Below are 11148 nucleotides of genomic sequence, written 5' to 3' on the forward strand. Positions count from 1 at the left end.
ATGAACGGACGGATCACGAATTCGTACAATCAACGGCGACTATGCACTTCTGGCTCGCTGCTATTTGCGGCCTTGCTCTCTGGTTGCACCGTAGGCCCAGATTTTGTTCGACCGACCAGTGGGCTCGAACAGGCAACGTTGATTCCCAGAGTCAGCTATCCCGACGGGACTCAGATCAAAGCGGCCGACGTTCCATCGAATTGGTGGCTGCTTTTCGACGATCCGGTACTCGCGGAACTGGAAGCCCACGCGCAGACTTCCAGCCTTACTCTGCAGATGGCTTCGATGCGGATTCAAGAGGCCCAGGCCCAGTTAGGAATCGTCAGCTCTCAACTATGGCCGGTTATCGGTACTGGCGGCAATTATTCTCGGCAGGCATTAAGTGAGAATGGAAGACTCGCAGCGTTGGGTGCGCCGACAGAGCCGAGTAATTATTGGCAGCTTGGTTTCAATGCGAGTTGGGAGATCGATCTATGGGGAAGAGCGCGGCGGGCCAATGAAAGCGCAGCGGCATCTTTGGAAGCCGCGACGTTTGAGCGAGAAGCGGTCCGTGTATCACTGACCGCCGAAGTCGCACGCGCATATCTATTGCTCCGTCAGACACAGGCACAGATCGGAATTGCGGAGAGTAATCAAGAGATAGCCACCAGAGTAGAGGCCCTCACGGAAAGTCGACAGCGCAACGGAGTGGCTACTCGCTTTGACGTCGCAACCGCTCGGAGCCAAGTCGCGATCATAGACGCAATGCTTCCTGAACTGCTTCAACGTCGCAATGCATTGATGAACACATTGGCGTTGTTGTTGGGTGAAGCGCCTCGTGCGCTCGATACGGCGCTTCAAGAAGCCTTGCCTCTGCCGTCGCTTCCCGAAGCCGTCCCTGTCGGGCTGCCTTCGGAACTTGCGCGTCGCAGGCCTGATATTCAGCGTGCGGAAGCGCAATTGCATGCGGCGACGGCCGCGATCGGTGTGGCGAAAGCGGACTTCTATCCTCGCATAAGCCTGACCGGAGCGTTGGGGACGGAGTCCTTCGAAGCGTCCGATTTGCTTGACTGGGACTCTCGCGCCTTTTCCGTCGGCCCGACTGTTTATCTACCAATATTTCAGGGGGGACGACTAACTCAGCGCCTAGCATTGACCGAGGCGCGTCAGAAGACGGCAGCCATCTCTTACAGACAGACTGTGCTTAGCGCTTGGCATGAAGTCGACAACGCCTTGGATGCATGGGTTTCGCAGCAACGTCAGCACGCTGACCTGCTCATCGCATATGATCAGAGCCGCCAAGCTCTGCGCGCGGCTGAACGAGGTTACGAGGAAGGTTCGGCGGACTATTTGACGGTGCTGATCGCACAACGCAACGTTCTCACCAGCCAGACACGCCTCAATTCGAGTTCAACCAACGTCGCTCTCGCACTTGTCAATCTTTACAAGTCATTGGGCGGAGGGTGGGTCCCTGGAGAATTGGCACCCTTATCTGCGAGTGCTGATGACACACATCTTTCGGCGCAAGGAGAGATTGCGGGGGAAAGGCCATGAGCAGCATTGCGGACAGCCCCGCTTCCGTAGCGCCGCCTGCGCCCCCGACGGCAAAGCCCAATCCGCGCGTCATTGGCGCGCTCGTTGGGATTCTCCTGGCAGCAATGATTTCGGGGCTCAACAATCGCGTCGGCGCACTGGCTCTGGCCGATGTGCGCGGCCTGCTCGGCGTCGACTCCGATGAAGGGTCCTGGATCGATACCGCTTACGCTGCCGGCGAACTCGTCATAATGCCTTTTGCAGCCTGGTTTGCGATCACGCTTTCAGTGCGGCGTTTCCAATTGTGGTTCCTGGGAACGTCAGCTGCACTCGCAGCGATCTTGCCTTTCGTTCACAATCTCAATCTCCTGGTGGGCCTGCGGTTTGTTCAAGGCGTCGCCGCTGGCGGGCTAATTCCCATCCTGATGATGGCAGCGCTGAAGTTCCTGCCACCGGCTATTCGCCTTCACGGTTTGGCGCTCTACGCTCTGACCGCCACTTTTGCGCCCAATCTCTCGATCTGGCTTGCCGGGCAGTGGACGGACGCATTGTCCGATTGGCGCTGGATATATTGGCAGTTCATTCCTGCTGCCCTTCTCGCCGGGTTTCTCATGGAGCGCGGCCTGCCACGAGAGCCTATACAATCGGAACGGTTTCAGCAAGGAAACTGGCGTGGCATGGCGTTCGGGATTCCGGCACTTGTTCTTATTGCTGTAGCGCTTACTCAGGGCGTCCGCCTGGACTGGTTCAATTCACCACTCATCACACAGTCGCTCATTGTCGGCATCGGACTTTTGGCCATCTATCTGATAACGGAGTGGTTTCACCCCACGCCTTTCGTCAGGCTTCATCTGCTAGGTCGGCGCAACCTCGGATTTGGCTTTCTGCTTTTTACCAGTATTCTGATCGTATTGCTGTCCGGGGTTCTACTTCCAGCGCTCTATCTCGGCGCTATTCAGGATTATCGTCCGCTGCAGACCGCTCCCGTAGGCCTGATCGTTGCTTTGCCACAACTGGTACTGGGTTTTTTTGTTGCAGCGATATTGTACCAAAAATGGGTTGACGCGCGTGTAGTCTTCGTTCTCGGCCTTTTCACGATCGCACTGGCCTGTTTAGAGGCATCGCAATTGACCTCTGATTGGAACTGGAGACAGTTCGTTCTTCCACAGGCACTCCAGGCTATCGGTCAGCCCTTGGTTGTCGTGTCAACCCTGTTCTTGATTACGAGTGTGGTGAGACCAGACGAGGGGCCCTCCGTCTCCGGCATGATCAACACACTCCGGGTCTTCGGTACGTTGATCGGTAGCGCCCTCATCCAGCAGCTTGTCACAGTGCGTGGTCGTTTCCACACTGAAATGCTTTTGGATCATGCGGCTTTCATTGGCAATTCGCTGCCTCAGCAACCCGACCCTTCATCACTCATGGGCATCATCGGTTCGCAAGGCTTAGTGTTGGCGACCGCCGATGCGTACCGCGTACTCGGCGTATTGGCCGTCCTACTGATCCCCATTGTCTTTTTACTAAACTACATTCCCGCGCCCGACCTGAAGAGGGCCGCAGATCAATCTTCGTCTTCGCAAGGGTGAGATAAAAATGGCGCGAAAGCCAATCAAAATCGCTGTCGCTTTTCTGCTGGCTGTAGCAGCTATCGGCGTGTTCCTGTTACTCAACCGTCCGGAATCCAGTTCATCAACTCAGTCCACGAACGATGCCTATGTTCAGGCAGATTTTACGGTCGTCGCACCGCAAATATCGGGCGTCGTAGCCAAGGTATTGGTTGACGACAATCAGCGGGTCGAAGCGGGTGATTTGCTGGCGATGATTGATGATCGTGATTTTGTTGTTGCCCTGGAGGCTGCCAGAGCAAGAGTGGCTGCTGCGCAGGCGGATATTGATAAACTGGAATCGAGCTTGGGGTTGCAGCAAAGCGTTATTCGCCAAGCGCAGGCGGCGTTGGTAGCTGACAATGCGGCGCTCACTCTCGCTGGGGCCAACGCCGAGCGTTATCGTAACTTGGCGGCAGATGGTTCCGGTACGCAGCAAGCAAAACAGCAAGCTGAAGCGGAGCTAAGCATCAAGCATGCAGGCCGGGATAGGAGCCAGGCCGGGCTGTTGGCCGCGCGGCAGCAAGTGAGCCTTCTTGAGGCAGATATCCAACGTGCCCGAGCAGGACTGGCTCAGGCACAAGCCGCAAAGTCGACTGCTGAACTGCAGCTTTCTTACACAAAGATCGTTGCGCCTATCGGTGGGACGGTCGGTCAGAAAGCAATCCGCGTGGGAGCATTCGTCAATGCAGGAAAACCTCTTCTGGCGATCATTCCGCTGCAGGACGTCTACATCGCTGCCAACTTTCGGGAAACGCAGTTGGCGCGTGTGCGGGTCGGGCAGACGGTGAAAATCAGGGTCGATGCCTTTCCTGGAGAAGTATTGAACGGCACGGTCGAAAGCTTGGGACCGGCGAGTGGGGTGAGTTATTCACCGGTCCCGCCGCACAACGCCACGGGTAATTTTACCAAGATCGTGCAGCGTCTGCCTGTGAGAATCCGTTTAACTCCCGACCAGCCTTTAGCCTCCAGCTTGCGTGTCGGCATGTCGGTTCAGCCGGAGATTGATGTGACGAGCGCGCAATCGCAATCCACTGCTCGAAGCGAATCCGCCCGTCGCTCACACTCAACGAGACGGTGAAGCCGCGCCTAATGCGAGCCGCATAGCAATGCACTGTGGGCATCCGTTGTACCGCTCGGTCTCGCGAGGCCGACATTCGACCGAGACCGATTTCTGTGTTGGCCGAGACAAGAGCTGTTCGCACTGGCGAAGCGCTGGCTCGCAGTCCATAGTTCGTAAACCATGGTACTATCAAAAGGACACGATGAAATCGCGGTAGCGGGACACGCGCGAAATCGCAGAGACTTGCGCCACATAAAAAGGCGCCAGGCCATAATCGACATCGCCCGAAAGCAATTTCTGGCCTCGGGTTATTCGGCGACGTCGATGTCGCTAATCGCTGAAAACCTGGGCGGCTCGAAAGGGACGCTGTGGCGTTATTTTCCTTCCAAGGAAGCTCTCTTCAAGGCTGTGATCGAGCATGAAGCCGCGAAATTCCGACGCGAACTCATCGTGGATCTTGACCTGGCAGACGATCTCCAACCTAGCTTGCTCAGGTTCTGCCGGAGGCTGATCCAACTCATCGTTTCGCCCGACGCCTTGGCGTTACGCCGCGTTGTGACAGCAGAGGCCGTGCGCTTCCCCGACGTCGGCTGCTTCTTTTACTCGAAGGCGCCCGCACGCCTCCACAGTGCTTTGGCCGAAGCGCTGAAGGCGGGCATGACCAAAGGCCTCCTCCGGGAGGCCGATCCCCTCGAGGCGGCAGAAGTGCTCGCCGCGCTTTGCCACTCGCGATGCTACCGTCGCGCCGCTTTCGCGCTAACATCCTCGGTGAGTTTGAATGAGATTGATGCGGACGCCGCACTGGCCGTCGATATATTTCTGCGATCCTATCAGCGGCAAAGCGGCTTATGAATCGGGACTCTGCCCTATTGGAACGTGCGAAAACAACTGTGCTCGGTAACCTTCCATCGGGAAACACGAAGCCTGATTTTTCGTTGTGACGGCATGACTGATTCCGCCGAACACCGCGCTGAGACGACGCACACAAAACTCGAGCATAGCGCGCGAGTGATGAAAGCGAGCGCGGTTGAACAGGTTGATAGCGCCGATCACCGTACAGAACTGGCCGCTGATAGAACAGTGCTCGCGGCCGAGCGGACTTACGCGGCTTGGATGCGTACAGGCCTTGCCGCACTTGCGTCCGGGATCGGCGCACGCGCCCTGCTCGATGGTGTAGTCGCAGACTGGTTGATCGTCTCGACCGGTTGCCTGATCGTTCTATTCGGCGGATTTTGCTTCGTCACCGCGGTATGGAGAGAGCTGTTGCCAGACATTCGGCCTCCTCCGGCGATGCGGCGCCTGCCCGCATGGCTCTTCATTTCCGTGAACGGTTTCCTCGTGCTGGTTTCCATCGCCGCTTTTGTCGGGCTTCTGACCATCGACTAAGCTTGCACATTGCCGCTGTCATGTGCCGTAGACATGACTCGATTATGAGCCTCAAAGCTCCCGTTGGCGAGTCGAAACGAACGGCAGTGTGCAGGATCCAACTCACACATGGCGCGCGCTGAAACTAGGGCTGTGTAAAATATTTCGACCGTCCCCGAGTTCGAAAAGCGCTCGATCGCCAAGTTGGGACTGTCAATCAACCCGAGCAATTCATGCTCGTCAGAAGACAAGTAATGTCTTCGCCCCTCAAGGATCGACCTTCCAAGACAGGCTTCAAAGCTGGAAAACAATGCATCGAAAACAGGCGCAAGCATTTCGCCGCAATAGGGTGCCAAAACTTGGACTAGTCGCGGAAGGACAGCCAACTTCTCGCACCGCGCGGAGCACCACCAGCGCACTGCATATATGATAAGATCAGGGGGGTGTTCGGCCAGGCACGGAGCCGGACCAGCTCGCAGCTCCATTTTGGCATCCTCTCCGCGCCGCTTTTATCATGCTTGTATCTCTGACGGCGTCTAAGCTGGCATGCTCCAGTGTTTGCGACTCGAAGGGTGCATGCATCCACACATTCCGATTATTTCGGTTCGGCGCCACCAAGCATGGCTTCGGCCGCAGAACTGATGTCTTTGAGGTAGTCTTGGAACGCGTTGAGCCGCGCTCGAATGAATTCCGACTGAAGCTGCGTCGCTTCCTTGAGGTCGTGCGTTTTCGTCATTCGCATCAGGTGTTCTGCAGTTTCGGCGGCGGCTGCCTGGGAAAAAGCGAGGGTTTTGGTGGTCGTTTCGACGGCGAGCTTGCTGGCTTGAATACTTTTTTCGCCGGCAGCATTCAGTGACGAGCGACCCGTCTGCATCGCCATGTCGACAAATTTGTGCATCCTCTCAAAGTTCGCGTCAGCCTCTCGCTCAAAGCCCGCTTCGGTTCTTTTCACTGCATCTTGTTCCATGATTGCGTTCGCCTTTGTTCTGACAGAAGGTGCCATAAGCTCTCCAGGAAGGCGAGTCAACCGAACCGTTCGGTTATCTTAGGCGTCGTCGTTGGCCGTTTGGTTTGCCACTGACCAATCGCAAAAACTGGGGATGCCGGACGTGGGCGTAAAGAAAATGTATTATGTTGGTTTCGCCGCGCTGGCACTCATCTCGGCTCCAGCAAACGCCCAGAATCCTCTCGAGGTCGTCGTGGTGCGTGTCGGAGACCGGTTGGTTGACGGAACCGCGATTGTGGAGATCAGGATACTCAATGCAGGCGATCAGACGCAGAACGTCGATTTGCCCCAACGCATTTCCGCTCAATTGGTGATGCGCGATGACAATCGCAGAGTCTGGCTCGACCGCGCCGCGCAGACGCCGGCTTCGATTTCGATTGCTGCGCGCGGCTTCGCTTCAGCCCGATACTGCGTAGATCTGCCACAAATCGCCGACACCGCGATTCTTTCGGTTCCCGCCTGGAGCAATCAACACGTCGCCATCGTCGCCAACACCCGCAACCCATCCCATAGGGCTAACATTAAAGGCATTGCCGAAGACATGGCGACAGCGACTTCCGTTGCGCCAACGCCCATACCGCCGACGCCGCCACCGACAGACCGCGGGATAGGTAATGCGTTCCTCAGCAATCTCTCAGCATATGAGCCCATTTATGCTGTCTACGGTCCCGGTACAAATACCGATGCACGCATCCAGCTTAGCTTCAAATATCAGCTCTTTGGGAGCCATGCGCGCCAGGACGGCGCATCGTCCTTGGCCGATGGCCTCTACTTCGCTTACACCCAACGCATGTTCTGGGATCTGGAGGCGGAATCCTCACCGTTCCGCAATATCGACTACCAGCCTGAGCTTTTCTATCTCTCGCCAGCTATGACAGTCTCGCAAAAGGCGACGGCCAGTGGCCAGGTTGGCATTCGCCACGAGTCGAATGGCAAGGCTGGACCGGACTCGCGCAGCGTGAACGGAATTTACGTCTCTCCGATGGGCGCATTCTCATTGGGCGGGGATGCGAGGCTAATCGTAGCGCCCCGCTTCTGGCTTTATGTCGGAGACCGCTCCGACAATCCTGATATACGCCGGTATCGCGGCAATACAGGATTGGTTGTTCAGATCGGCAGAGACAATGGGCTTCGGCTCACCACATCGTCACGATTCAATTTCTCGAGCGGCAAAGCGTCGCTGGGCGCTGATTTGTCTTACCCGATGACCCGGCTCCTGGGGGGCGGCCCCGATTTCTATCTCTTCGCACAGAGCTTCGTTGGCTATGGCGAAAACCTGCTGGATTACAACAAGAGCACCACGCGTCTGCGGATCGGGGTGGCGCTAGTACGGTAGGCGCAGAAACACTCCGTATCGTACAAGCTGGAGAAAATCAGCGCTCACCTTACTCAATCGAGCGCGCGAGCATCGAGAATTTTCCGCTAATCTGATCACTCGTAGTCACGGACGAGTCCACTGACCGCCACGGACGAAAAGCGTCCTATGGCTCGCAGGATCGAGCCTGGGGCCATCCAGGACAGGTCTCGAGGGCCGAGACGAACACTACGCCAAAAGGCGCGGCTCACAGCCATCGCATTTCACCTAGCAAGTCGAGCGATCATTTCTTCCGGTCGGGGATCGCGGACGACGTGGGCCGCGCAGCCTTGTGCTTTCGCGCGCTATAGGAAAGCGACAGCTTCTCCCGTCCACGCTTGACCTCGGCGGTCACTTGCTCGTCCCGCTCGTCCGGGCGATCGCGATCATCTGCAGCCATGAGTGATTGCACTCCTGATTGGGACTGATTCGGGCCTACTAGGCAGAGCAGCGCAGCAAGTCAACCGAACGGTTCGGTTGACTTGCTGCGCGGTATCGACCTATTGTCTCGCGTGCGCGCCATAACGGGATTGTCGCAGGGACGAGTCACAGGAGCATCGCCTAATGAACATCGATGAGGTTAAGGAACGCGCATTCGCGATGCCGGTTTGCAACCCTGCCTATCCGCGACCGCCATACCGCTTCTACAATCGCGAATATATCGTGATCAAATACCGCACCGATCCCGATGCGCTGCGCGAAGTAGTCCCCGAACCCCTCGAAATCGTCGAACCAGTCGTGAATGAGAACGGCGGAGCAATATTCGACCACGGTAGCGGCGGGATAGTCCTGCTGCGGGCGGCGTAAAAGTCGTCCACCTTGAAGCCTTTCTGCCGAGTCAGGGAGGTGTGGGGATCTACAGCGTGGAACTTTATCTTCAGGTCCGTCTGGCTTGCGCGGATGGCATGAGCCAACGGGCGGCGGCGAAGCGTTTCAATGTGTCGCGCGATACGGTACGCAAGATGCTGTCGTTTTCATCGCCGCCGGGTTACCGGCGCCAGTCCGTACCGCAGCGCCCGAAGCTGGACGGGTTTGTGGCGATCATTGATGGATGGCTTGAGGGTGACCGCAGTGTCCCGCGCAAGCAACGCCATACGGCGAAGCGGGTATTCGACCGTTTGCGCACCGAGCATGGTTTCACCGGCGGCTATACGATCATCAAGGATTACATCCGGGAGCGCGAACAGCGCAGCCGGGAGATGTTCGTGCCGCTGGCGCACCCTGCGGGAGATGCGCAGGCCGATTTCGGGGAAGCGCTGGTGGAGATCGGCGGGGTGGAGCAGAAGGCCTACTTCTTCGCGCTCGATCTGCCGCACAGTGATGCCTGCTATGTGCGGGCCTATCCGGCGGCGGTGGCGGAGGCCTGGGTGGACGGACACGTGCATGCCTTCGCGTTTTTCGGCGCGGTACCGCGCTCGATCGTCTATGACAACGATCGCTGCCTTGTGGCGAAGATCCTGCCCGACGGCACGCGGCAGCGTGCAACATTGTTCAGCGCTTTCCTGTCACATTACGTGATCCGCGACCGCTATGCTCGCCCGGGCAAGGGGAACGAGAAGGGCAATGTGGAGGGGCTGGTAGGCTATTGCCGGCGCAACTTCATGGTGCCGATCCCGAAGTTCCCGACCTGGGAGGCGTTCAACCTGTGGCTGGAGGAGCAATGCCGCGAGCGCCAGCAGGACAAGGTGCGCGGGCAGAGCGAGACGATCGGTGAGCGGCTGCAGCGCGATCTTGCCGCCATGCAGCCTCTGCCCGCTACACCCTTCGAGGCCTGCGATCAGAAAGGCGGGCGGGTCTCCTCGCAATCCCTGGTGCGCTACAGGACCAACGATTATTCGGTTCCGGTGGCCTGGGGCCATCAGGAGGTCTGGATCAGGGCCTATGTCGATGAGGTGGTGATCGGCTGCCGCAGCGAAGTCATCGCCCGTCATCCTCGTTGCTATGCCCGCGAGGAGGTTGCCTTCGACCCGCTCCATTATCTCCCGCTGATCGAGCAGAAGATCAACGCATTCGACCAGGCTGCGCCTTTGCAGGGCTGGGACCTGCCCGAAGCGTTCACGACACTGCAGCGGTTGATGGAAGGGCGCATGCACAAACATGGCAAGCGCGAATATGTGCAGGTACTGCGCCTGCTGGAAACGTTCACCCTCGCCGATCTCCAGGCGGCGGTCGAACAGGCCATCGATCTTGGCGCCATCGGCTTCGATGCCGTCAAGCACCTCGTCCTGTGCCGGATCGAACGCGTACCGCCCAGGCTGGACCTGGACGTCTATCCCTTCCTGCCACGCACCACGGTCGAGAAGACCTTTGCCAGAGCCTATCTGAGCCTGCTCTCCGACCGGCAGGAGGCCGCATGAGCGATCAGGCCCCGGAGATCCTTCTCGCTCACCATCTCAAGGCGCTCAAGCTGCCTACGTGCCTGCGTGAGCATCACAAGCTCGCGCGGCAATGTGCCGCTGAAGGCGTCGATCATATCCGCTTCCTCGCCCGCCTCGTCGAGATGGAAATGATCGACAGGGAGCGTCGCATGGTCGAGCGGCGCATCAAGGCCGCGCGCTTCCCCGCCGTCAAAAGCCTCGACAGCTTCGACTTCGCCGCCATCCCCAGGCTCAACAAGATGCAGGTGCTCGAGATGGCGCGCTGCGAGTGGATCGAGCGGCGTGAGAACGCCATCGCTCTGGGGCCATCAGGCACCGGAAAGACGCACGTAGCGTTGGGGCTCGGACTGGCAGCATGCCAGAAAGGACTGTCGGTGGGCTTCACCACCGCGGCAGCGCTGGTCAGCGAAATGATGGAGGCCCGCGACGAGCGCCGTCTTCTGCGCTTCCAGAAGCAGATGGCCGGATACAAGCTGCTCATCATCGACGAACTGGGCTTTGTGCCGCTCTCCAAGACCGGCGCCGAACTGTTGTTCGAGCTGATCTCCCAGCGTTACGAACGCGGCTCCACCTTCATCACCAGCAACCTGCCCTTCGACGAATGGACCGAAACCTTCGGATCTGAGCGTCTCACAGGCGCGCTCCTCGATCGCCTGACCCATCACGTCAGCATCCTCGAGATGAACGGCGAAAGCTATCGCCTCGCGCACAGCCGGGCCCGCAAGGCCAAAACCAGACCCTGAAAATTACACCAATGCCGGGGGGAGTGGCCCTCGGGCTACGCCCTCACGCCACTACCCCCGGCATGTAACACGATGGCCTGGTTTTACGCCGCCGAATGGCCGACTTTTGCTCCGCCGTTGACA

The 11148-nt window shown here is 58.2% G+C and carries 11 protein-coding genes; 9 read left to right on the plus strand and 2 right to left on the minus strand.

The features are described 5' to 3' along the window. The 5 genes from M529_RS48050 to M529_RS27860 all read left to right on the plus strand — a co-directional run bounded on the left by M529_RS48050 (position 1) and on the right by M529_RS27860 (position 5565). Positions 1 to 1533, plus strand: a complete 1533-nt coding sequence (locus M529_RS48050) for an efflux transporter outer membrane subunit (RefSeq protein ID WP_084490773.1) — start codon at positions 1 to 3, stop codon at positions 1531 to 1533. Next, positions 1530 to 3098, plus strand: coding sequence for an MFS transporter (locus tag M529_RS27845; RefSeq protein WP_021316564.1), 1569 nt, complete (start codon positions 1530 to 1532; stop codon positions 3096 to 3098). The genes M529_RS48050 and M529_RS27845 overlap by 4 nt, the downstream gene beginning before the upstream one ends. Before the next feature lie 7 nt (positions 3099 to 3105). Then, on the plus strand, positions 3106 to 4197 hold the full coding sequence (locus M529_RS27850; RefSeq protein WP_021316565.1) for an HlyD family secretion protein: 1092 nt from the start codon (positions 3106 to 3108) through the stop codon (positions 4195 to 4197). A gap of 162 nt (positions 4198 to 4359) precedes the next feature. After that, positions 4360 to 5031 (plus strand): TetR/AcrR family transcriptional regulator, encoded by a 672-nt coding sequence (locus M529_RS27855; RefSeq protein WP_084490774.1) that lies wholly within the window; start codon positions 4360 to 4362, stop codon positions 5029 to 5031. Positions 5032 to 5124: 93 nt separating this feature from the next. Beyond that, positions 5125 to 5565 carry a YidH family protein gene (locus tag M529_RS27860; protein WP_021316568.1) on the plus strand — a complete coding sequence of 147 codons (441 nt, stop codon included), beginning with the start codon at positions 5125 to 5127 and terminating at the stop codon, positions 5563 to 5565. Positions 5566 to 6139: 574 nt separating this feature from the next. Here M529_RS27860 and M529_RS27865 read toward each other — a convergent pair. Continuing rightward, positions 6140 to 6511: a phasin family protein gene (locus M529_RS27865; protein WP_021316569.1), complete on the minus strand. Its 372-nt coding sequence runs from the start codon at positions 6509 to 6511 to the stop codon at positions 6140 to 6142. 91 nt (positions 6512 to 6602) lie between these two features. Here M529_RS27865 and M529_RS27870 point away from each other — a divergent pair, with 91 nt between their 5' ends. After that, positions 6603 to 7886 (plus strand): phospholipase A, encoded by a 1284-nt coding sequence (locus tag M529_RS27870; RefSeq protein WP_317154193.1) that lies wholly within the window; start codon positions 6603 to 6605, stop codon positions 7884 to 7886. Between the two features lie 262 nt (positions 7887 to 8148). Here M529_RS27870 and M529_RS49615 read toward each other — a convergent pair whose 3' ends face one another. Further along, a complete protein-coding gene (locus M529_RS49615) occupies positions 8149 to 8304 on the minus strand; it encodes a hypothetical protein (protein WP_021316571.1) in 156 nt (51 codons plus the stop codon). 164 nt (positions 8305 to 8468) lie between these two features. On the opposite strand from M529_RS49615, the gene M529_RS27875 reads away from it, so the two are divergent. Genes M529_RS27875 through istB form a run of 3 tightly spaced genes read left to right on the plus strand, consistent with a single transcriptional unit; the run spans position 8469 to position 11025 of the window. Continuing rightward, positions 8469 to 8711 carry an acetoacetate decarboxylase family protein gene (locus tag M529_RS27875; RefSeq protein WP_021316572.1) on the plus strand — a complete coding sequence of 81 codons (243 nt, stop codon included), beginning with the start codon at positions 8469 to 8471 and terminating at the stop codon, positions 8709 to 8711. Positions 8712 to 8767: 56 nt separating this feature from the next. Continuing rightward, a complete protein-coding gene (gene istA, locus M529_RS27880) occupies positions 8768 to 10261 on the plus strand; it encodes an IS21 family transposase (RefSeq protein ID WP_031294232.1) in 1494 nt (497 codons plus the stop codon). Beyond that, positions 10258 to 11025: an IS21-like element ISSsp5 family helper ATPase IstB gene (gene istB / locus M529_RS27885; RefSeq protein WP_007686288.1), complete on the plus strand. Its 768-nt coding sequence runs from the start codon at positions 10258 to 10260 to the stop codon at positions 11023 to 11025. Before istA ends, istB begins: the two co-directional genes overlap by 4 nt. Positions 11026 to 11148 lie beyond the last annotated feature (123 nt).

Source organism: Sphingobium ummariense RL-3 (assembly GCF_000447205.1).
Lineage (GTDB): Bacteria > Pseudomonadota > Alphaproteobacteria > Sphingomonadales > Sphingomonadaceae > Sphingobium > Sphingobium ummariense.